Genomic DNA, 20,762 nt, shown 5'->3' with positions numbered 1-20,762 from the left:
CCCCTATGAAGAAAACGCCCGCCCCGACCGCCGCAAAGCTTCCGTCCACCGCGACGCGCGTTCGCAAGTCGAGCCTGTTTCGCAAGGCGGCACGGCTCGGCGCGACGGTGGTGGCCGCTCGGGTCGCCGCCGACACGGGTAAGAAGGGCGTGATCGGCCTGATCGCCGGGGCCGGGGCCAAGCGCCTCATCATGCGCTACCCGGTCGGCGCCATGGTCCTCACCGGCGCTTATCTGGCGGGCAAGCTCTATGAGGCGAAGCGGCAAGCCGATCGCAAGATGGCGACCAAGCTGCTGACCGATGCCAGCGCCAAGCCGATCCTGATCGACGAGGCACGGGCCGCCCGCAAGAAGGCGGGCTAAAGCGCGCTCTGCCATTCCTTGATCGCGTCGACCGGCCAGGCGAGCATCAGGACATTGAGCGTCAGATTGTCGCGGATCACCGCCAGTGCGAGCAGTTCAAAGCCGATCGCGATGATGACTGTCAGCCAGACGGGCGCGCGCGACGCGAACAGGAATCCCAGGGCCATCATGCCGATGTCGCTCATCGAATTGAGGATGGAATCGCCCGAATAGCCGAGCGCGATCGTCGCCGTGCGGTAACGGTCGATGATGATCGGTGAATTTTCAAGGATCTCCCACGCCGCCTCGATCGCCACCGCCACCGACAGGCGGATGCCGAGCGGCCTGCGGCGCATCAGCAAATGGGTCGCGCCATAGAAGAGGAAGCCGTGGATGATGTGGCTGAGGCTGTACCAGTCGGACAGATGCTGGCTGTTGCCGCTGTCGATCGGCCCATGCCATAGCGCGATCGTGCCACAGGTGCAGATCGGCGGGCGCCCCATCAGATAGAGGATCGCCGCTGCCCCCAGCGCGATCAGCAGGGCGAGGATAAAGCCCCGCTGTTTCATTCCTTTACGCGATCGCGCCAAGCCTCTTCTCCCCCAACCTCTTGCAAAATCCCGTCCACGACGCCACTAGCGGCCATGGCCGACAACATTCCCACCGACACCCCCGATTTCAAGCGCCGCGGCGTTCTCTTTGTCCTGTCCTCGCCCTCGGGCGCCGGCAAGTCGACGATTGCACGCAAATTGCTGGCCTGCGAACCGGACCTGTCGATGTCGGTGTCGGCGACGACGCGGACGATCCGGCCGGGCGAAGTCGATGGCAAGGATTATCATTTCGTCGACCTGGAAGAGTTTCGCCGCATGGCGAACGACCATGAGTTTCTGGAATGGGCGCATGTCTTCGGCCAGCGCTATGGCACGCCACGCGCGCCGGTCGAGGCGATGCTCAAGAGCGGCAAGGATGTGCTGTTCGACATCGACTGGCAGGGCGCGCAGCAGCTGCATCAGATTGCCGGCGGCGACGTGGTCCGCATCTTCATCCTGCCGCCCTCGATGGAGGAACTGGAAAAGCGTCTGCGTGGTCGCGCGACCGACAGCAACGAAGTGATCGAGGGCCGCATGGCGCGCGCCGCGGGTGAAATCGCCCATTGGGACGGCTATGACTATGTGCTGTGCAATGTCGACGTCGAGGAATGTTTCGAGCGCGTGCGCACCATCCTGCACGCCGAACGGATGAAGCGCAGCCGCCAGACCGGCCTGATCGGCTTCATCCGCCGCCTCAGCCGTTATCATCAGGAAGATTGAGGTCTAGTGGATTGATTTTGACATTTGCATCCCTTGTCGATGGGCTGGATTTGCAAATGTCAAAATCGTAAAATCCACTAGAAACAAATATTTCTAGTGGTCCGAACAGATTCTGACATTCGTGTGCGACATCGCCTCAAGCGGTATCGAATGTCAGAATCGGACCACTAGCGGCTGACGGGGCCGCTATTTCTCGAATCCTGCCGGGTCGGCCCAGTCGGGGTGGACCCAGGCCATCACCTTGAACAATGTCCCCATCTCCGCCTCGTCGGTGAGGCGGTGGCGTTGCGCCTCCAGTTCGGCGGCGCGCTGCGGGCTGCCCTTGGCCAGCACGGATGCGCGCACGTCGATGCCCAGATGCTGGAGGAAATGGCCCTGCGTCACCGCGCCATGGACGCGCAGCCCGGCCTGGCGCGCGACATTGGCCAGCATCGTGAAATCGACATGGGTGGTGAGGTCGCTCTCGCCTGGATCGGTGAAGGGATCGGTGAACTGGTGGTTCTTCACCGCCTGCAGCGTGTCGCCCAGGGCTGGGCCTTCATAGCCATAGTCGATGATGATCGCGACGCCGCCCTGGCGCGCGATCCGGCTGGCAAGGGCATAGCCCGCGGTGGCGCCGGCCTGCGCCACTTCGATGATCGCGCCTTCGGGGGCCTGCGCGGCGATCGGCGGCAGGCCCGATTCGATCCGGCGATAGCCCGGCACCGCCATGAAGCGGCCCTCTTCCTCGCGACGGATCACCACCCGTTCGCGCCATTCGTCACCGACGCGGATCATCTGCCGCACGGGCAGGGCATCGAAAAATTCATTGGCGACCACCAGCAGTGGCGACTGGTCGGGCAGGCTTTCGACGCTGTCATGATGGACGACATGGGGAATCTGGGCGCGCTGCCGCTCGCGCAGGGTCGGGCTGGTTTCGACGAAATGGATGCGCGAGGTGACGTCGGCGCCTTCCATCGCGCGCAGCGCATCGCCGGCCAGCGTGCCGCGACCCGGCCCGAGTTCGACATAGAGCGGATCGGCGCGCCGGCCCGATCGCAGCCAGACATCGGCCAGGCACAGGCCGATCAGTTCGCCGAACATCTGACTGATTTCCGGGGCGGTGGTGAAGTCCCCCTCCAGCCCCAGCGGATCGCGCGTGCCATAATAATGCTGGTTCGCCTCGCCCATATAATGAGCGACGGAGATCGGCCCGCCGGCATCGATCTGGCGGGCCAGGCGCTCGGGCAGGCCCATCGCGCCGGGCAGGGCGTCAGCTGACACTGGCGCTGCCCGCGATCGGTTCCACGCGCACGCGCCGGCCCTTGGCGGTGACGATCAGGTAGAGGCCGCCCAGGATCATCGGCACGCACAGCCACTGGCCCATGTGCAGGCCGGTGCGGGCGGCGAATTCCATCAGCTGGGCATCGGCCTCGCGGAAATATTCGACGCCGAAGCGAAACACGCCATAGAAGAAGACGAACAGGCCGACCAGCATGCCCGGCTTGTAGCGTGCCTTGGTCTTCCAGAAGGCGAAGGCGAGGATGCAGAACAGGATGATGCCTTCGAAAAAGGCTTCGTAAAGCTGGCTCGGATGACGCGGCGGGCCGATGGTCCAGACGCCGGCAATCTGTTCGGGGAAGCGCATCGCCCAGGGCACGTCGGTTTCCTTGCCCCATAGCTCGCCATTCACGAAATTGGCGAGGCGGCCGAAGAACAGGCCGAAGGGCACGACGCAGGCGACATAGTCATGGATGCGCAGCCAGCTCAGCTTCTCCTTGCGCGCCATGTAGAGGATGCCGAGCGACACGCCGGCCGCGCCGCCATGGAAGGACATGCCGCCATTCCACAGCTTGAAGATGTCCAGCGGGTGCTGGAGGATTTCGGGCTGGTAGAAGAAGACATAGGCGAGCCGGCCGCCGATGATGATGCCCAGCGTCGCATAGAAGATCATGTCGTCGGCGTGGCGCCGGGCCATCGGCGAACCGGGCTGGGCAATGAGCTTCAAGAGATACCAGTAGCCGATCAGGATGCCGGCCAGATAGGCCAGGCTATACCATTTGAGCGTGAAGAAGCCCAGGTCCAGGGCGACGGGGCTGAGCCCCAGCTGGTCGAAGCGGATGGCGCTCGAAGCGGCGGCGACAAGGTCCAGGATCAAAATGGCATTCCCTCGGCAATCAGGCCTGCGGCCATAGAACAAGCGGCCGGCAAGATGAAGAGGGGCGATCCCGATTGCAGGATGATCGGGGCAAATAGGCCGGGCATGCCCGGCGCGGCGGGCTCAGGCCGCTTCGCTACAGTCCAGCAGCGCCGCGCGATCCCGGATTTCCACCATGCGGCGGCCGGGCAGGGCGATGATGCCGATGCGCTTGAGGTCGGTCAGTTGCCGGCTCACCGTCTCGATCGTCAGGCCCAGCACGTCGGCGATCTGCTGGCGCGATAGTGGCAGGTCGAACCGGTCGAGCGGGGGCAGGCCTTCACGGGCCAGACGGCGCGACATGTCGAGCAGGAAGGTCGCGATCTTCTCGCGCGCATTCTTGCGGCCGAGCAGCAGCATCCAGCTGCGCGCCCGGTCGAGATCGTCGAGCGTGCGTTGCAGCAGTCGATGCTCCAGCTCGGGATGCTCGCGGGCAAAGCCGTCAAAGGCGCCACGGGTGAAGAGGCAGAGGCGCGCGTCGGTGAGCGCCGTGACGCTGTGCGGCGTGCTGCGGCCGAAGGGGCGGCCGATGAAGTCGGACGGATAGACCACGCCGACAATCTGTTCGCGCCCGTCGCCGGTCGAGGCCGACAATTTGAGCGTGCCGTCGATCACATTGGCGACGATGGTGGCGTCGTCGCCTTCCCACATCACCGTCTGCCCCGCCGCGATCGTGACGCGCCGGCCCAGGCGATTGAGCGCGCCGCGCTCATCCTCTTCCAGCGTGGCACAGATGGCGCGGTCGCGCACCTCGCAGCGCTGGCAGAAGCTGGCGTCGGAGCAGGGGGCAGGAACGGGCATGCCGCCGGGCAGGGTTTGCGCGAGATCAAAATGCATGTTCATGATCGCTGCTTGGCGCGGCGGCGGGGCGGGCACTATCCGTAAATCCCCTATGGGACTTTCTGTCCTATTCGAGCCCAGCCTGGAAGGCGATGCGCAGCGTTTCAGACAGGCTGTGGACCTGCAGCTTCTGCATCAGATTGGCGCGATGAATCTCCACCGTGCGCGGGCTGATGCCCAGGTCATAGGCGATCGTCTTGTTGGGCAGGCCGTCGACCAGCCCCTTGAGCACTTCGCGTTCCCGATCGGTCAGGATGTTGAGCCGGGCGCGGGCAGTCTCGCGCTGGCTGTTGCGGCCCTGGTCGGCGCTTGCCTGCGCGCAGGCGGCTTCGATCGCGGCGAGCAATGCCGCCTTCTCGAACGGCTTTTCGATGAAATCGGTGGCGCCCGCCTTCATCGCGGCGACCGCCATGCCGACATCGCCATGGCCGGTCATGATGATGACCGGCAGCATCATGCCGCGCGCGCGCAGTTCGCGCTGCACTTCCAGCCCGTCAATGTCGGGCATGCGCACGTCCAGCAGCACGCAGCCGCCCTCCAGCGTCCCGACTTCCTTGAGGAATTCGGTGCCGCCCGAGAAAAGCCGCACCGAAAAGCCGCTGGTCTTGAGCATGAAAGAGAGCGACCGGCGGATCGCCTCATCATCATCGACGACATGGATGGGCTGGTCGGTGGGCAGGCTCATGGCAGGCGGTCCGCAGAATCGAGAGTGAAGTGGAAGGCGACGCCGCCCCAGTGCGAGGCGTCGGCCCAGATCCGTCCGCCATGCCCTTCGACGATGGTGCGGCTGATCGACAGGCCCACGCCCATGCCGGCGGGTTTGGTCGTGCTGAACGGGGTGAAGAGCGATCGCGCGACCGCCGGATCGAGGCCGGGGCCACTGTCGGCGATGATGAGTTCGACCTGTCCGTCCTCGGCCGGCACTGCCGACAGGCGCAGGATGCGGCGATTGCGGCCGTCCATCGCCTCGACCGCATTGCGCACCAGGTTGATGATGACCTGCTGCACCTGCACGCGATTGGCGATCACCCGGCCGACGCGCGGGTCGACGACGATGTCCATGTCGATGCCCCGGCTGTCGATGCCGATGAAGGCCAGCGCGACCCCCTCGGCCAGCAGCGTGGCCGCCGGTTCGGCCTGGCGATCGGCTTCGCCGCGACGGATGAACTCCCGCAGCGACCGGATGATCTGGCCCGCGCGCATCGCCTGGCGCGCGGCTTCGTCCATCGCCTCGCCCAGCAAGTCGCGGTCGACCGGCGCATCGGTGCGCAGCAGGTCGCGGCCTGCCTCCATATAATTGGCGATCGCGGTCAGCGGCTGGTTCAGTTCATGCGCCAGCGCCGCAGCCAGCGTGCCCATCGCCGTGACGCGGGCGGCATGGCTGAGTTCGGCCTGCAGATCCTGCAGGCGTCGCTCGGCCTTCTGCCGATCGGTCAGATCGCGCACGAAGCCGGTGAACAGCTTTTCGCCATGGTCCTGCACTTCGCCGACCGCCAGCTCGATTGGAAAGGTGGAGCCATCGCGCCGGCGCGCGGTGGTCAGTCGGCCGATGCCGATGATCCGCTTCTCGCCGGTATCATGATAATGTTGCAGGTAGGAATCATGGCGCTCGCGATCGGGCGAGGGCATCAGCATCGCGACATTGCGGCCCAGCACATCGGCTTCGGCATATTGGAACATGCGCTGGGCGGCCGGGCTGAACGAGACGATATGCCCGGTCGCGTCGATCACGATCAGCGCATCGGGCACCGTTGCCAGGATCGATCCCAGCAGAGCCTGTTCCCGGCTGGTCGCATTATCCTGCGGATCGCCATCGTTGAACGCCATGTCCGATCACTGACCGTAAATCAGTGCGCCAGCAAGAGCGGAACCCGTGTTTCGGCCAGAATATAGCGGGTTACGCCGCCAAAAATGGTTTCCCGCAGCCGGCTGTGGCCAAAGGCACCCATCACCATCCAGTCGATCGACAGTTCATGGCAGGCATGGGACAGCGCTTCTTCCACGCTGCGATCCTTGCGCGGCCATTCGTGAATCTCGACCGCAATGCCGTGGCGCGAGAGATATTCGGCCGCGTCGGTCGGCGGGAAATCGCGCTTCGTGCGCTCGTCGACGGTGACGACATGGACCTCGCTCGCCACCCGCAACAGGGTGCGGCTCGCGGTCAGCGCCGACGCCGCCTCATGCGATCCGTCCCAGGCGACCATGGCCCGGCCGGTGCAGCGAAAGCCCTTGGCCATGCTCGGGATCGCCAGCACCGGGGCGCGGCTGTTGACCGCCAGGTCGGCGACGATCGGCGCTGGATCATCGGCCTGCCGGCGGCCCGGCGGCGGCAGGGAAACGAGCATCGCGTCGGCCAGGCGACCGGTTTCCAGCAGGCCCTGGACCAGGTCTCCGCTGCGATAATGCCAGTCCCACGCCATGCCCTCGCGCCGCAACCGCTCCTCCAGGGCGCGCCGCATTTCCTCGTCCTGGCGGCGCACCGCATCGATCGCCTCGGGCACCAGATAGCCGCTGCCATAGAGATCGGCGGCGACCAGTTCGGGCAGCGGCGCGATCTGCAGGCAACTGATATGGGCGCCGGTCGCGCGCGACAGGTCGAACGCGGCCTGCAGGCGGCTTTCCATGCCGTTGTCCGCGCGGATGTGCAGCAAGATGGTCTTCATCGAACATGTCCCGACAAGAGGGCGCCGATGCAGCGCCGCATGATCGTCATCCTGACTAGTAGCCCGCTCGGCTCGTCTCTATCCGCAAATTTCCCTATTTCGATCGCCGATCCGATGGCACATTTGGTGGGCAACGATCATAGCAAGGGATGCCTTCTTCATGACCGACAAGGATATTCTGGAAACCCGCACCGGCATTCGTGTCCAGGTGCGCCCGGCGCAGGATGGCGATGCCAAGGCGCTGGCCCATTTCTTTTCGGCCGTGTCCGATGATGATCGCCGCTTCCGCTTCCTCAGCAGCGCGCCGGGCGTCAGCGCCGGGCAGATTCATGATCTGATCCATGGCGACCCCGACAATTGCGAGACCTTCCTGGCGACCGACGAGAAGGGCGCCATCCTGGCCGCCGCGACCCTGGCCGCCGATCCCGACCGGACCCGCGCCGAAGTCGCGATTTCGGTACGTGCCGACCATCGCGGTAAGGGCGTGGGCTGGAGCATGCTGCGCCACGCCACCGACCGCGCGCAGGAAATGGGCGTGGGCCTGCTCCAGGCGATCGAGAGCCGCGCCAATCATGCCGCGATCGAGCTGGAGCGCGAACAGGGCTTTGTCGCCCGCAGCGTCGATGACGAGCCGTCGCTGCTGATCCTGGAAAAGCGTTTCTGATCGCATCGCTGGTGAAATGATGAAGGGGCCGGAGCGGCGATCCGCTCCGGGCCCTTCCTTCTGGTCCACCCCCCCCGGAGGATCAGAAGCGCATGCCGACACCCACGCCGAACACGAAGGGATCGAGCGATACCTTGACGTTCTGGGTGCCGGCCGCCGCGGTGGTCAGCCGCACCCTGGTGTCGATGTCGATATATTTGACGTCGAGGTTGAGGAAGATCTTGTCGTTGAGGTCGATGTCGACGCCGACCTGGCCGGCCCAGCCGAAGCTGTCGGACATATGGACCTTGGTCTTGCCGACCGCATCCTCCAGCCCGCTCGACGCATCCTCGTTATAGAACAGCGTATAGTTGACGCCGGCGCCGATATAGGGGCGGACATGGCCCTCGACGATCGGGTGATATTGCATCGTCAGCGTCGGCGGCAGCACCCAGGTGGAGGCCAGCTTGCCGATCCCGCCGGTGGTGCCGCTGCGGCCACTGGCGCTATGCTTGGTGGTCGCGGCGATCAGTTCGAAGCCGATATGGTCGGTCGCCATGTAGGTGACGTCGACTTCGGGCGCGATGCCGTTGTTCACCGACACCTTCTCGCCGGGGAAGCCGGGCAGGATGCTGCCGCTCTTTTCGGTGGGGGCGACCATGATGCCGCGCACGCGCACCAGCACGTCGCCCTGCTTGGCCTGGGCCGGGGCAGCGGCCAGCGCCGTGCCCATGGCGCCCATCGCGGCGACAATCATCATCTTTTTCAAGTGCATGTCTTTTCTCCATCCCTGATCGTGGGTCAGTGATGGCGCTCTGCTCCCGATCGGGGCGGCCTTCCTTGATGCGGCGCAATCGGCGATTTGATCCTGCGCAATGTTCGGCATCGGGCGCCATGGCAGGCGGGACGCCATGTTCCGCTATCATCCCGACCTGCTCGCCGCGCCGGTGCCGCGCTACACCAGCTATCCGACCGCCGCCCAGTTTGGCGAGGATGTCGGCGCGGCCGACATGGCGCAGCGGCTGGACGCGATGCCGGCGGACGCGCGCCTGTCGCTCTATGTCCATATCCCCTATTGCCATGACATTTGCTGGTATTGCGGGTGCAATACCGGGGCGGCGACCCGGCCCCGGCGCCTGTCCGCCTATGTCGATGCGCTGGAGCGGGAAATGGCGCTGGTTTCTGCGCGGCTCGGCGGACGGGGGCGCGTCACCCATGTCGCCTTTGGCGGCGGCAGTCCCAATTCTCTGCCGCTGATCGACTGGGTCCGGCTCAATCATCAGTTGCTGCTCTGCTTCGACGCCAGCGCGGCGGCGATGGCGGTGGAACTGGACCCACGCCGGATCGACCGGGCCTGGATCGACGCCATGGCCAAGGTCGGGGTGACGCGCGTCAATCTGGGGGTGCAGACCTTTGCCACCCATGTGCAGCAGCGGATCGGCCGGGTGCAGCCGGCCGAGACGGTGGCGATGGCCGTCGGTGCGTTGGCCCGTGCGCGCATCCAGGTGGGTTTCGACCTGATGTATGGCCTGCCGGGGCAGAGCGAGGCGGATCTGGCGCAGACGCTGGAGGACAGCATTCGCCTGTCCCCCTCGCGCATTGCGCTGTTCGGCTATGCCCATATGCCGCGCCTGCTGCCGCGCCAGCGGCGGATCGACGCGACCGAATTGCCGGGTGTCGAACAGCGCTTTGCGATGGCGAAGCTCGGCCATGCGATGCTGACGGCGGCCGGATATCAGGCGATCGGCTTCGATCATTTCGCGCTGCCCGACGATCCGCTGGCGGTGGCTGCTGCATCAGGAAGGCTGCGCCGCAATTTCCAAGGCTTTACCGAGGATGACAGCGATGCGCTGATCGGCATGGGCGCGAGCGCGATCAGCCAGTTTCCGGACCTGATCGTTCAGAATGAGAAGAATGCCGGCGCCTATCGCGAGGCCTTGTCGGACCATCGGCTGCCTGCGGCCCGTGGGGTGCGGCGCAGTGCCGACGACCAGCGGCGGGGCGCGTTGATCGAACGACTGCTGTGCGATGGTCGGGCGGCCTGTGGCGACCTTGCCGAGCCGGCGCTGCTCGACCGGTTCGAGCGGATCGGCCTGCTCCGGCGGGAGGGTGGCGAGTTGCTGCTGCAGCCCGGTGCGGCACCCTACGCCCGGTCCATCGCCGCCTGTTTCGATGCCTATCTGCGTCCGGCCGAAACGCGCTTCAGCGTCGCGGTCTGATCGCCGGCCCGGACCTCGCCGGGCCGGCGATCGCACGTCGGATCAGAAGCGCACGCCCACGCCCATCCAGACACGGGCCGGGTCGATCAGATAGCCCGCCGTGTCATAGTTGAGGCGCTTGTCGAACAGGTTCTGCACCCCGGCATGGACGGTGAAGGCGGGCGTGATCTTGTAGGATGCGCCCATGTCCACCACCGTATAGTCGGGCGACACGATATTATTGCCGCTGATCTGCGCCTCGGTGACGGCTTCCTCGCCGCGATAGACGGCGCGCACGAAGGCGGAGAAGCGCTTATCCGGGCGCCAGTTGAGCGAGGCGCTGGCCTGCTGCTTGGGCGTGTCGTTGAGTGCCGCGCCGATATTGGCGCCGCTCAGCTGTTCCGAATCCGTCAGCGTGCCGGTGGCGTTGAGCCGCAGCGTGTGGGTCAGCGGCACGTCGACCGAGACTTCGACGCCGCGCACCCGCGCCTTGTCGACATTGACATAGGTCGTGGGAGGACGGCCGATCGAGCTGAGCGGTTCATCGACGCACCAGGCCCCCGCCACTTCGCAGGTCACGCGCGTGATCTTGTCGTTGAAGCGGGTGTCATAGGCAGTGACGCTGGCGTTGAAGCCATTCCGCGAGAAGAGCAGGGCAGCCTCGATCGTGCGGGAGGTTTCGGCTTCTAGGTCGGGATTGCCATAGATGGTGCCGCCACGGCTGGTCTGGCCCCAGTCGGGAATCGTCTGGCGCAGGCTCGGCGCGCGGAAGCCCTGCGAATAACCGCCCTTCAGCGTCAGGGACGGGGTGATGTTCCACACCGCATAGACGCGCGGGGTCCAGTGGACGCCATATTGTTCGTCATGGTCCATGCGGATGCCGCCGGTCAGCGCCAGTCCGTCGAGCAGCTTCAGCTCATTTTCGGCAAACAGCGCCCAGCTGGTGCGGGTGGTGCCGGTGGTGGTCGATCCCGACAAAAGGTTGCCGGTCAGGTCCGACAGATCCTCATAGCGATAAAAGCCGCCGACGGTCAGCGTGTTGGACGGCAGCGGGATCACCCACAGGCTTTGGCCGACCGTGTTCTTGATCCGCTTCTGCGCCTCGACATGTTCGGCATCCTCATATTGCAGATAGGATTCGGAACTGGCGAAGCCCCATTGGCCGCTATGGCTGATCGATGCGACCTTGCGCTTCTGGGTCTGGGTGGTTTCGGTGCCGAGCGGCGCGGTCGCCGATGTCTCGGTCGTCTCGCCGGCAACCTCGATCACCTTCTGCCGATAATAGCCGCCCTCCAGCAGGATCTGGTGGTTGGCGCTGAGGTTGAAGCCCAGCTTGCCGGCCAGGCTGTCATCATGCCGCTCGGGCGTGCCGCCGATTTCCGTGTCGCCCTCGCGCCGGTTCATCGATCCCTGCAATTGCAGGCCGATGCCGTCGGTGACGGGGCCGGACAGATAGAAATTGCCGTCGGTATAATTGCCGAAATTGTCCGCCAGCTGCATCGTGCCGTTGACGCGTGCGCTGCCGCGCCAATGGTCGCTGATGCGGCGGGTGATGATGTTGACGACGCCGCCCATCGCGTCCGATCCGTAGAGCGAGGACATGGGGCCACGCACCACCTCGATGCGCTCGATCGCTTCGAGCGGCGGCAGCAGGCCACCTTCGCTGACATTGCCGCCATTGGTGCGGGATTCGCGCGACGACAGCCGCTTACCGTCGACCAGGATCAGCGTATATTGCGGCGCCATGCCGCGGATCGAGATGTCGCGGCTATTGCCTTCGCCCGGCGTGACGGTGACGCCGGGGATTTCCATCAGCGCATCGGTCACTTCGCGATAGGGCATGGCGTCCAGCGTCTCGCGGGTGATGACGCTGATCGAGGCTGGCGCGTCGCGGACCTCCTGTTCGCGGCCGGCGGCGGTGACGACGATCTGGTTGGAATCCTGGTCGGCCTCGGCCGCCAGCGCCTGCTGTGCGCTGGTCAGCGCGACAAGGGCCGCGGTCGCCCGCAGCAAATGGATGGATGGCATGGAAATCCCCTGTTCTGGATAGACGGGCACCCGCCAGCCACCCGGCCGGACGGGTGCCGGAAATCAGTGGTGCGGGCCGGGCCCGATCGGTGGAACGAATATCATGGCGGGTTCATTTGCGATCGATTGTCAATTGCAAGTGGCCGTTGCCAGAAGCGCGGGGCGGCGCCAAATATCGATATCGGATAAGGCTTATGCGGCCTTGCTATGGGGCAGGGCTGCGTCGCTGCCGCAATGGTCGGCGAACATGTCGCACAGCCAGGCGATGGCCGGGTCGCGATGCGACCGTTCGTTCCATAGCAGCCGATAGCCGAAGGTGCCGACCAGGTCCGGCGCGGGCAGGCAGGCCAGGTCATGGGTCCGGGCGATTGCCTCGGCCGCGCGCGTCGGCAGCGTCATCAGCGCGTCCGATCCCCGGATCATGTGCGGTGCCGCCTGGAAATAGGGCAGGCGGGCGATCACCCGCCGGCGCGGCGCCAGATCGCCCAGGCGCAGTTCGATCCGGTCGAAGCCGCTGTCGCTGACGACGAAGCTGATATGCGGGCAGGACAGGAAATCCTCGACCGACAGGGACCGGTCGGTCGGATGCGCCGCCAGCTTGTGATGGCGATCGACGACGCAGCTGAACGTTTCGGTGAACAGGAAACGCTCATAGGTCTGGGCCGGATCGGGATCGAGTCCGCTGATGATGAGGTCGATCTCGCCCGCGGTCAGCCGCGCCACCATGTCGCCGGTCAAAGGCACGATGTCGATCGCCGCCAGCGGCGCCGCGCGCCCGATATGCGGCAGGGTCGGCGCGACCACGGCGGCGACGCCGAAATCGGTCGATGCGACGCGGAATCGGCGATCGAGCGTCGCTGGATCGAAACGGGGCGGTTCCAGCAGGCCGGCGGTCGTCGCCAGCCAGTCCTGCAAGGACGGCGCCAGTTCCTCCGCCCGCCGGGTCAGTTCCATGCCGCCGGCAGTGCGCACCAGCAGGGGGTCTCCCAGCAGGCTGCGCAACTGCGCCAGCGACCGGCTGACCGACGGCTGGCTGACGCCCAGTTGCTGCGCCGTGCGGGTGACGCTTTTCGTGCGCAGCAACAGCCCCAGTATCACCAGGCTGTTGAGATCGAAATGCACGCCGCCAAGCAAGAGAGACCGGTCCGTTCCTTAAGGATAATGCGGACCATTCTTAACTTCAGGGGTGGTCAGGGTCCAGTCCCGTTGCATTTCCGGACTGTTGCGCGGCGCGATCGGCGCCGATTGACAGGCCCCTTCCTCCGGATTTATGAAACAACATGTATCACATCTTCGTCGATCAAAAGCCTGTGCGCCTGCAATCATTGTGTCCGGGGCAACAGCTGCGACGATGATGAAAGGGATGGGCGCCGTCTGTGCGGCGCTCGACGCCGTGACGGTCGATCCAGCATATAAGGGCCGCGCGGTCTGGATGGGAGGATGCCATGACACGCCGTTTCCGGACGTTGCTTTTCTGCGCCTGCGCGACTCTGCCTACCCTGCCGGTCCAGGCCCAGGCGCAGGATAGGGCGCAGGACAGGGCCAGTGTGACCCAGGACATCATCGTCACCGCCCGTCGGACCGAGGAACGGCTGCAGGACGTGCCGATCTCGATCACCGTGTTCGATCAGGAAGAACTGGCCAACCGCAATGTCGTCAATGCGCAGGATCTGGCCGCCTATACCCCCTCGCTGTCCGCCAATGGCAATTTCGGCAGCGAGAATAGCAGTTTCGCCATCCGTGGCTTTGCCCAGGATATCGGCACCGCGCCCTCGGTCGGTGTCTATTTCGCCGATGTGGTCGCGCCGCGCGGCGCCTCCAACGGCCTGCCCTCGGGCGATGGCGCCGGGCCGGGTGCCTTTTTCGACCTCCAGAATGTCCAGATATTGAAGGGGCCACAGGGCACCCTGTTCGGCCGCAACACCACCGGCGGCGCGATCCTGCTGGTGCCGCAGAAGCCGACCGACGAATTTTCCGGCTATGTCGAAGGATCGGTGGGCAATTATGACATGTGGCGCGGTCAGGCGGTGGTCAACGCGCCGCTCGGCGACCGGGCGCGGATGCGCATCGGGGTCGACCGGCAGAAGCGCGACGGTTATATGCGCAACGGCAGCGGCATCGGTCCCGATCGGTTCGGCGATGTCGATTATATCGCGCTGCGCGCCAGCCTGGTCGTCGATCTGACCCCCGATCTCGAAAACTACACCATTCTGTCCTACAGCGATTCCAGCAATAACGGCCCGATCCAGAAGCTGGTTGCGGCCGCGCCGGAGGGGCTGGGCCAGCTCGCCTATGGCCAGTTGCTCCGCCAGGGCAGCGGTTTCTATGACGTCATGCAGTCCCTGGAAGACCCCTATTCCAAGACCGAGCAGTGGCAGATGATCAACACCACAAGCTGGCAGGCGAGCGACACGCTGACGGTCAAGAATATCGTCAGCTATGCCCAGTTGAAGCAGCGCATGAATGCGCCGCTGTTCGGCACCGATTTCGTCGTCGATTTCGCCGCGATCAATCCCTTCCTCGCCGCGCTGGGCAGCTATCATCTGCCCTTCACCACGGTGACGTCGATTCCGGGCGGCTATACCGCCAACCAGTCGACCTTTACCGAGGAGCTGCAATTGCAGGGGCGCTCGGGCGATGGCCGGCTCAACTGGCAGGCAGGGGCCTATCTGGAGGTCAGCGAACCGCTGGGCATGAGCGGCAGTCAGTCGCCTTTCCTGGCGTCCTGCACCGATTCCGCCACGCTGCAATGCACCGATCCGCTGGGCTTCCTGTCCAATCTCGATCCGACCATTCCGGCGTTCGCCAAGCCGATCCATGCCGGCACCGTCAATTACACGGCGGGGCGCACCAATTTCCACAATGTCGGCCTTTATGCGCAGGCGACCTATGCGCTGACCGATCAGCTGAAACTGACGGGTGGTTTCCGCTACACCTGGGATCATTCGCGCAATGTCAGCGACCAGCGCACCTATATCGTCGCCTATCCGCCGCAATATGGTGCCTTCAATCCGGCCGCGGCCTATCGCTGCACCAATCCGCAGGCGGCGGCGACCAATTGCGTGTCGCATTATTATCAGTCGTCGGAAAAGCCGACCTGGCTGGTCGATCTCGATTACAACCCGACCCAGGACATATTGCTCTACGCCAAATATGCGCGCGGCTATCGCGCCGGCACGATCGTCCCCAATATCACCGCGCCGCTCAACATCGTCGAGCCGGAGAAGGTGGACAGCTATGAGCTGGGTCTCAAGACCAGCTTTGGCGGGGCGCTGCGCGGCACCTTCAACCTGGCCGGCTTCTATAATGATTTTTCCAACCAGCAATTGCAGGTCGGCTTCAATGCGCGGCCGCTGTCGGGGCAGGCGTCCACCGCCGCGCCGGTCAATGCCGGCAAGTCGGAGATATGGGGGCTGGAGGCCGATGCCTCGCTCACCCCGTTCCAGGGACTGGCGCTGACCGGCGGCTACACCTATCTGCGCACCAAGATCAAATCGGTGCCCGATTTCTCCAGCTTCAACGACCCCAATTATATCCTGGCCGCGCCGTTCCAGCCCGGCGATCCCGAAGTGCTGTCGCCGCGCCACAAATTCACGGTCAGCGGCACCTACACCCTGCCGCTGGACGAGGAGAAGATCGGCCGCATCTCCTTCGGCGCGACCTTCACCCATCGGTCCTCGATGCTGGTCAACTATACCGACCGCACCAATCCCGATCCGTCGATCACCGCGCTCAGCACGCTGGCGCCGCTCGATCTGCTGAACCTCAACGCCAGCTGGAACAATATCGCCGGCGCGCCCATCGACCTCAGCCTGTTCATGACCAATGTGACCAGGGAAAAATATTACAGCTTCATCGCCGGGCTGGGTTCGCCCAGCGTCAATTTCGAGACGGCGACGCTGGGCGAGCCGCAAATGTATGGCGCGCGCCTGCGCTTCCGCTTCGGCGGATGAACGGACACCGGCGACTGCGAAAATTGATCCATGTCTAGGACGGCGCTTCCGGCGGCTGATAGGTTGCATGGCAATCAAGCGGAGTCGGTTCGATGGACGTGATCACGGATGCTGCCTATCTGTTTAGCCGGTCGCGCGACGAAACGCGCAAAGCCGACGAAGCCCGTGCGCGCGGCGACGCGGTGTGCGTGATTGCTGCGCACAATGAACTGGCGCTGCGCTACAAGGTTCGCGCCCTGTCGCTGTCCAGCGGCGCGGTCCCCTGCATCGACGCGACCGGGCGACGATCGGCCTAATCCTTCTCGCCCTGCACGCTGATGCGGCCGGGTTTCAGCCCCGGTGCGCTGACCTGTAGCGTGATCGCGCCGGGCTTGCCGGTGCCGCGCAGGAAGGCGACGGCCTTGCCGCCCACCGCCGCGCGCTGTGGCGAGGCAAAGGCGGTATGGTCGGTGACGCTGCCATTGTCGAAGGCGACGACGCGGCCCGGCCCCGACACCGTCGCGCTGAGCAGCGGCGTGGCGCCGGGCACCAGCACACCCTTCGCATCCACCACTTCGGCCCGCACCGCGACGACATCGTCGAAGTCGCCGCCGACCGCCTTGGCCTCGGGCACCAGCCGGATCGCGGCGGGCGTGCCGGCGCTGCGCAGCATGTCCTCCGCCACCTTTGCGCCGCCGCGATAGCCGACCGCGCGCAACTCGCCCGGCGCATAGTCGACGTCCCATGTGATCGCGCTGTCGTCCGCGTTGCGCGGCTTGCGCCCCAGCGACCGGCCGTTGAGGAACAGCTCGACCTCGTCGCTATTGCTGTAGACCTCGACCTTTTCCTTGTGCGCGGCGCGATTGTCGGGCGACCAGTCGGCCAGCGCCCCCGGCCCCTTGGGCTGGGGCAGGGCGATGCCGACCATGGTCGGCATTTCGCTGATGTCGATCACTTCGGTCACGCGCCGGGCCAGCTTCACCACCGGTTTCTCCGACCACCAGCTCGCCCGTTCCCAGCCGATCGGCTTCACCCCGTCGACCCGGTCGACCAGCCCCGACGGGTTGCTGATCGCCGGCCAGCCGGCCCGGTCCGCCTCGCCCAGATAATCGACGCCGGTCCACAGGAACATACCGGCATAGGCCGGGTCGTCGCGCACCACGAGCCAGCTTGACCGGTTCTTGCTGTTCTCCGTGCCGATGATCTTGCGGCTGGGCTTGTCGGCATGCGCCTTGGCCAGTTCATTCTCGCGATAATTCTGGCCCACCACGTCCAGCAGGTCGGCGGTGCCATTGTCATAATCATGGGTGGTGTTGGGGCGGAACAACGCCATCGTCACCGGCCGGGTCGGATCCTCGGCATGGAAGATGTCCTGCAGGCGGGTGATGATCGACTGCGCCACCAGCGGATAGGGCGTGTCGTGAATCTCGTTGCCGATCGACCAGATGACGATGCTGGGATGATTGCGATCGCGCCGCACGAAATCGCGCGCGTCGATCGACGACCAGTCGGTGAAATAGAGATGATAATCCTGCGGGTTCTTCGCCACCGTCCACATGTCGAAGCCCTCGTTCATGACGATCAGGCCGAGCCGGTCGCACAGGTCGAGAAATTCGGGCGAGAAGGGATGATGGGCGGTGCGCACCGCATTGACGCCCAGCGCCATCAGTCCCTTGAGCCGCCGTTCATAGACGGCCAGCGGCACCGCCATTCCGAACGGCCCGCCATCGGCGTGGATCGCCACGCCCTTCAGCTTGATGTTGCGGCCATTCAGCCAGAAACCGCTCGCCGCCTCGAACCGGGCGTCGCGAATGCCGAAGGGGACGCGTTCCTCATAGAGCAGCCGCCCGTCGGTCGCGCGCACGCGCAGCAGCGCCTGGTGCATCGCCGGGTCGCCAATGTCCCAGCGGCGCGGATCGGCCAGCGTGCCGGTGACATCCATCTGGGTCGCGCGACCGGCGGGCAGGCTGATGCTCTGGCCGGTGAAGGTCGCGATGCTGCGGCCGTCCGGCCCCTCGATCACCGCCTCCAGCCGCGCCTCGACCGGGGCACTGCCCTGGTTCATCACGCTGCTGCCGATGGTCAGTTCCGCGCTCTTCGCGTCCAGCTTCGCCACCCGCACGCTACTGCCCCAGGTTTCGGCATGGACATCGCCCAGGGTGAGGATGCGGACATGGCGATATATGCCGCCGCCCGCATACCAGCGCGAGGCGGGCTGGGCGGAGGTGTCGGCACGCACCGCCAGCACATTCTCCTGTCCGGCGGGTTTCAGATGCTGGGTGATCTCGTAGCGGAAGCTGGCATAGCCGCTTGGCCGATGGCCGACATGCTGGCCGTTGATCCACACGCCCGACCGTTCCATCACGCCGTCGAACTCGACGAAGACGCGCTGGCCGGCGCTGGCGGGCGGCAGGGTGAAATGCTTGCGATACCAGGCGACGCCGGTGGGCAGGAAGCCGCCCGATCCGGTCGCGGGCGCATGTTCGTCGAACGGCCCGGCGATCGCCCAGTCATGCGGCAGGTCGACCGGCTGCCAGTCTGCATCGGCAAAGCCGGGCTGTTCCGCGGTCGCGACATCGCCCTGATGGAAGCGCCAGCCTGCATCGAAATTCTGCGCGCCGGTCGGCTGGGCAAAGGTGGGCGCGGGCAGGGCGATCAATAGCGCCAGCGCCAGGCCGGCGGCACTCCGCCCGATCATCCTGCGCATCCGTGCGGTCCGTCCCGTCGCCATATCGGCCCCCTCTCCAGAATATGTCCACTATGTGGCGCTATGGCGCCCTATGTGGGTATATGGCTACAGGAGTGGCGGGCCGATGCCAAGCGGCTTTGCTGGCCTTGCTGGGGCGGGCCATCCCGCAAGATGGAACGGCGACGAGCGGGCGCTGGACTGCGGCGGATCATTCGAGCCGCCTCACGATTGACGCTGTGGATAAAAATGCATAACGCGATATATATCAAGTTATGGAAATACTGCGATGGACGTGATTCGCGAAGGCGGCATCGGCTTTCTGGGTAGCCGGCTAAAGCGGTTGGGCGAACGGATGCAGGCCGGTGCCGCGCGCGTTACGGCGGATGCCGGCCTGCCGGTGCAACCCGCGCACATGGCCTTTCTGGCGGCACTCGACGGCGAAGCGCGCACGGTCGGCCAGTTGGTGCAGGCGATCGGCGTCAGCCAGCCCGGCGTTACCCGCGCGATCGGTCAGTTGGTGGACCTGGGCCTTGTCCGATCCGAACAGGGTGAGGATCAGCGGCAAAGGACCATTTCGCTGACACCCGAAGGAGTGGCGGTGTTGGCACGTGCCAGGGTCCATGTATGGCCGCCGGTCGAGGATGCCGTGCGCACGCTGCTGGGCCAGGGGGCTGACGCCTTCATGGCCCAGATCATCGCGCTGGAAACGGCGCTTGCAGAAACCCCGCTCGACATGCTGGCAGCCCAGTCAAACCGGCCGGTGCTGACGATCTGTGAATATAGCGATGATCTGGCCCATCATTTTGCCGCCATCAACGCCGAATGGATCAACGGCATGTTTCATCTCGAAGCGGCAGACCGGGCGGTGCTGGACAATCCCCGCGAACGCATCATCGACGCCGGTGGCACGATCCTGTTCGTCGAAGCGCGCGGACTGGGTATTGTCGGCACGGGCGCATTGCAGCCATCGGGCGACGGCGGGCTTGAACTGACCAAGATGGGGGTGCGGGCCAATGCCCGCGGATTGAAGGCGGGGGAGTTCCTGCTGTCGGCACTGATCGAACGGGCGCGAACGATGGACGGTAGTCCCTTCTATCTTCTCACCAACAGCCGCTGCTTGGCCGCGATCCATCTTTATGAAAAGCTGGGCTTTCGCCATGATGCCGAAATCATGGCCCGCTATGGCGCGCGCTATGAACGGTGCGATGTCGCCATGCGCTATCCCACGCCTTGATGGACCACCCTCACGGCATCAGCCGTCGCCGCCCTTCCCACAAATGCCAGCGCATCGCGAGGGCCGCGCCTTCGGCGTCCTGGGCGCGGATGGCGGCGACGATCTGTTCATGTTCGCGCAGCATGGTCGCGATCACCTCGGGCGGGCGCGATCGGCTGATGTCGACGCCGGCGCGCATCACCTTGTCGACATCGGCATGGAGCGCGTCGAAGGCGATCAGGAAGGCCGGGTTGCCGGTCGCCTCGGCAATGCGGCGGTGCAGTTCCATATCCTCGGCATGGGCCGGCTCGCTCGACAGCAGGGCGGTGCGCAGCATCTCCATCCCTTCCTCGACATGCGCCATTTCGATCGGGCTGCGGCGGGTGGCGGCAAGGCGTGCAGCCTCCGCCTCCAGCACGAAGCGGACCTCGTAGCTGCCAAGCGTCGCGGGCAGTTCGGTTGCCGGCATGAAGGCGGCGAGCCGCTGCGACGGGCGGCTTTTCACGAAGGAGCCGGCACCCCGGCGCGCCTCGGTAATGCCGTCCGAGGCGAGGCGGACCAGCGCCTCGCGCACGATCGCGCGGGAGACGCCGAACCGTTCCGCCAGCGCCGCTTCCGACGGCAGGCGATCGCCGACCGCCAGATCCTGGTCGTTGATGATCTCGACGATGCCGGCATAGGCATGGTCGGACAATCGGGCCTGGTTCATCGGCGCACCTGTGGATCGCT

At 65.4% G+C, this 20,762-nt stretch carries 19 protein-coding genes; 7 read left to right on the top strand and 12 right to left on the bottom strand.

The window, feature by feature from the left end:
• The first annotated feature begins 5 nt into the window (after positions 1–5).
• Positions 6–362 carry a hypothetical protein gene (locus tag VHN57_RS16785; RefSeq protein ID WP_278985730.1) on the top strand — a complete coding sequence of 119 codons (357 nt, stop codon included), beginning with the start codon at positions 6–8 and terminating at the stop codon, positions 360–362.
• Here VHN57_RS16785 and VHN57_RS16780 read toward each other — a convergent pair.
• On the bottom strand, positions 359–910 hold the full coding sequence (locus VHN57_RS16780; RefSeq protein WP_278985731.1) for a DUF2585 domain-containing protein: 552 nt from the start codon (positions 908–910) through the stop codon (positions 359–361). The two genes, VHN57_RS16785 and VHN57_RS16780, sit on opposite strands and share 4 nt — an antisense overlap.
• Positions 911–985: 75 nt before the next feature.
• Between VHN57_RS16780 and gmk the strand changes: the two genes are divergently transcribed.
• Positions 986–1,651, top strand: a complete 666-nt coding sequence (gene gmk / locus VHN57_RS16775; protein WP_004208560.1) for a guanylate kinase — start codon at positions 986–988, stop codon at positions 1,649–1,651.
• Positions 1,652–1,837: 186 nt separating this feature from the next.
• On the opposite strand, the gene VHN57_RS16770 is transcribed toward gmk, so the two are convergent.
• The 6 genes from VHN57_RS16770 to VHN57_RS16745 form a co-directional block, all read right to left on the bottom strand.
• Positions 1,838–2,914 carry a class I SAM-dependent methyltransferase gene (locus VHN57_RS16770; RefSeq protein WP_017500115.1) on the bottom strand — a complete coding sequence of 359 codons (1,077 nt, stop codon included), beginning with the start codon at positions 2,912–2,914 and terminating at the stop codon, positions 1,838–1,840.
• Positions 2,904–3,788, bottom strand: coding sequence for a prolipoprotein diacylglyceryl transferase (lgt, locus tag VHN57_RS16765; RefSeq protein ID WP_069338000.1), 885 nt, complete (start codon positions 3,786–3,788; stop codon positions 2,904–2,906). Before lgt ends, VHN57_RS16770 begins: the two co-directional genes overlap by 11 nt.
• Before the next feature lie 123 nt (positions 3,789–3,911).
• On the bottom strand, positions 3,912–4,670 hold the full coding sequence (locus VHN57_RS16760) for a Crp/Fnr family transcriptional regulator (protein WP_423284628.1): 759 nt from the start codon (positions 4,668–4,670) through the stop codon (positions 3,912–3,914).
• Positions 4,671–4,734: 64 nt separating this feature from the next.
• A complete protein-coding gene (gene fixJ, locus VHN57_RS16755) occupies positions 4,735–5,352 on the bottom strand; it encodes a response regulator FixJ (protein WP_017500116.1) in 618 nt (205 codons plus the stop codon).
• Positions 5,349–6,494, bottom strand: a complete 1,146-nt coding sequence (locus VHN57_RS16750) for a sensor histidine kinase (protein ID WP_004208555.1) — start codon at positions 6,492–6,494, stop codon at positions 5,349–5,351. Before VHN57_RS16750 ends, fixJ begins: the two co-directional genes overlap by 4 nt.
• Positions 6,495–6,514: 20 nt before the next feature.
• Positions 6,515–7,330: a universal stress protein gene (locus VHN57_RS16745; protein ID WP_278986445.1), complete on the bottom strand. Its 816-nt coding sequence runs from the start codon at positions 7,328–7,330 to the stop codon at positions 6,515–6,517.
• Positions 7,331–7,490: 160 nt separating this feature from the next.
• Between VHN57_RS16745 and VHN57_RS16740 the strand changes: the two genes are divergently transcribed.
• A complete protein-coding gene (locus tag VHN57_RS16740) occupies positions 7,491–7,994 on the top strand; it encodes a GNAT family N-acetyltransferase (protein ID WP_010339656.1) in 504 nt (167 codons plus the stop codon).
• Positions 7,995–8,076: 82 nt separating this feature from the next.
• On the opposite strand, the gene VHN57_RS16735 is transcribed toward VHN57_RS16740, so the two are convergent.
• Complete coding sequence (locus VHN57_RS16735) at positions 8,077–8,748, bottom strand: OmpW/AlkL family protein (protein WP_278986447.1); 672 nt, start codon at positions 8,746–8,748, stop codon at positions 8,077–8,079.
• Positions 8,749–8,884: 136 nt separating this feature from the next.
• On the opposite strand from VHN57_RS16735, the gene hemN reads away from it, so the two are divergent.
• Positions 8,885–10,192 carry an oxygen-independent coproporphyrinogen III oxidase gene (gene hemN / locus VHN57_RS16730; RefSeq protein WP_037521231.1) on the top strand — a complete coding sequence of 436 codons (1,308 nt, stop codon included), beginning with the start codon at positions 8,885–8,887 and terminating at the stop codon, positions 10,190–10,192.
• Positions 10,193–10,234: 42 nt separating this feature from the next.
• Here hemN and VHN57_RS16725 read toward each other — a convergent pair whose 3' ends face one another.
• A complete protein-coding gene (locus tag VHN57_RS16725) occupies positions 10,235–12,199 on the bottom strand; it encodes a TonB-dependent receptor domain-containing protein (RefSeq protein ID WP_278986448.1) in 1,965 nt (654 codons plus the stop codon).
• Between the two features lie 192 nt (positions 12,200–12,391).
• On the bottom strand, positions 12,392–13,333 hold the full coding sequence (locus VHN57_RS16720) for a LysR family transcriptional regulator (RefSeq protein WP_037521147.1): 942 nt from the start codon (positions 13,331–13,333) through the stop codon (positions 12,392–12,394).
• Positions 13,334–13,644: 311 nt separating this feature from the next.
• Here VHN57_RS16720 and VHN57_RS16715 point away from each other — a divergent pair, with 311 nt between their 5' ends.
• Together VHN57_RS16715 and VHN57_RS16710 are read left to right on the top strand one after the other, a co-directional pair.
• Entirely contained in the window at positions 13,645–16,152 is a 2,508-nt protein-coding gene (locus VHN57_RS16715; protein ID WP_423284623.1) for a TonB-dependent receptor, read from the top strand.
• Positions 16,153–16,244: 92 nt separating this feature from the next.
• Positions 16,245–16,448: a hypothetical protein gene (locus tag VHN57_RS16710; RefSeq protein WP_423284621.1), complete on the top strand. Its 204-nt coding sequence runs from the start codon at positions 16,245–16,247 to the stop codon at positions 16,446–16,448.
• Here VHN57_RS16710 and VHN57_RS16705 read toward each other — a convergent pair.
• A complete protein-coding gene (locus tag VHN57_RS16705) occupies positions 16,445–18,829 on the bottom strand; it encodes a glycoside hydrolase family 2 TIM barrel-domain containing protein (RefSeq protein WP_423284619.1) in 2,385 nt (794 codons plus the stop codon). The two genes, VHN57_RS16710 and VHN57_RS16705, sit on opposite strands and share 4 nt — an antisense overlap.
• A 277-nt stretch (positions 18,830–19,106) precedes the next feature.
• On the opposite strand from VHN57_RS16705, the gene VHN57_RS16700 reads away from it, so the two are divergent.
• Positions 19,107–20,054: a bifunctional helix-turn-helix transcriptional regulator/GNAT family N-acetyltransferase gene (locus VHN57_RS16700; RefSeq protein WP_278988625.1), complete on the top strand. Its 948-nt coding sequence runs from the start codon at positions 19,107–19,109 to the stop codon at positions 20,052–20,054.
• Between the two features lie 10 nt (positions 20,055–20,064).
• Here the strand turns inward: VHN57_RS16700 and VHN57_RS16695 are convergent, their stop codons facing one another.
• A complete protein-coding gene (locus VHN57_RS16695) occupies positions 20,065–20,742 on the bottom strand; it encodes a FadR/GntR family transcriptional regulator (protein ID WP_017501752.1) in 678 nt (225 codons plus the stop codon).
• Positions 20,743–20,762: the final 20 nt, after the last annotated feature.

This window comes from Sphingobium salicis subsp. salicis (genome assembly GCF_049472635.1).
GTDB classification, from domain to species: domain Bacteria; phylum Pseudomonadota; class Alphaproteobacteria; order Sphingomonadales; family Sphingomonadaceae; genus Sphingobium; species Sphingobium yanoikuyae_A.
Note: the sequence above shows the minus strand (reverse complement) of the source record. Positions and strands in the feature narration are given on the sequence as shown.

Excerpts from the sequence above, each read along its gene's own strand:
- fixJ (WP_017500116.1), bottom strand. The coding sequence starts at position 5,352 with ATGAGCCTGCCCACCGACCAGCCCATCCATGTCGTCGATGATGATGAG.
- VHN57_RS16785 (WP_278985730.1), top strand. The coding sequence starts at position 6 with ATGAAGAAAACGCCCGCCCCGACCGCCGCAAAGCTTCCGTCCACCGCG.
- VHN57_RS16750 (WP_004208555.1), bottom strand. The coding sequence starts at position 6,494 with ATGGCGTTCAACGATGGCGATCCGCAGGATAATGCGACCAGCCGGGAA.
- VHN57_RS16740 (WP_010339656.1), top strand. The coding sequence starts at position 7,491 with ATGACCGACAAGGATATTCTGGAAACCCGCACCGGCATTCGTGTCCAG.
- hemN (WP_037521231.1), top strand. The coding sequence starts at position 8,885 with ATGTTCCGCTATCATCCCGACCTGCTCGCCGCGCCGGTGCCGCGCTAC.
- VHN57_RS16695 (WP_017501752.1), bottom strand. The coding sequence starts at position 20,742 with ATGAACCAGGCCCGATTGTCCGACCATGCCTATGCCGGCATCGTCGAG.
- VHN57_RS16760 (WP_423284628.1), bottom strand. The coding sequence starts at position 4,670 with ATGAACATGCATTTTGATCTCGCGCAAACCCTGCCCGGCGGCATGCCC.
- gmk (WP_004208560.1), top strand. The coding sequence starts at position 986 with ATGGCCGACAACATTCCCACCGACACCCCCGATTTCAAGCGCCGCGGC.
- VHN57_RS16710 (WP_423284621.1), top strand. The coding sequence starts at position 16,245 with ATGGACGTGATCACGGATGCTGCCTATCTGTTTAGCCGGTCGCGCGAC.
- VHN57_RS16735 (WP_278986447.1), bottom strand. The coding sequence starts at position 8,748 with ATGCACTTGAAAAAGATGATGATTGTCGCCGCGATGGGCGCCATGGGC.
- VHN57_RS16745 (WP_278986445.1), bottom strand. The coding sequence starts at position 7,330 with ATGAAGACCATCTTGCTGCACATCCGCGCGGACAACGGCATGGAAAGC.
- VHN57_RS16715 (WP_423284623.1), top strand. The coding sequence starts at position 13,645 with ATGACACGCCGTTTCCGGACGTTGCTTTTCTGCGCCTGCGCGACTCTG.
- VHN57_RS16780 (WP_278985731.1), bottom strand. The coding sequence starts at position 910 with ATGAAACAGCGGGGCTTTATCCTCGCCCTGCTGATCGCGCTGGGGGCA.
- VHN57_RS16725 (WP_278986448.1), bottom strand. The coding sequence starts at position 12,199 with ATGCCATCCATCCATTTGCTGCGGGCGACCGCGGCCCTTGTCGCGCTG.
- VHN57_RS16700 (WP_278988625.1), top strand. The coding sequence starts at position 19,107 with ATGGACGTGATTCGCGAAGGCGGCATCGGCTTTCTGGGTAGCCGGCTA.
- VHN57_RS16705 (WP_423284619.1), bottom strand. The coding sequence starts at position 18,829 with ATGATCGGGCGGAGTGCCGCCGGCCTGGCGCTGGCGCTATTGATCGCC.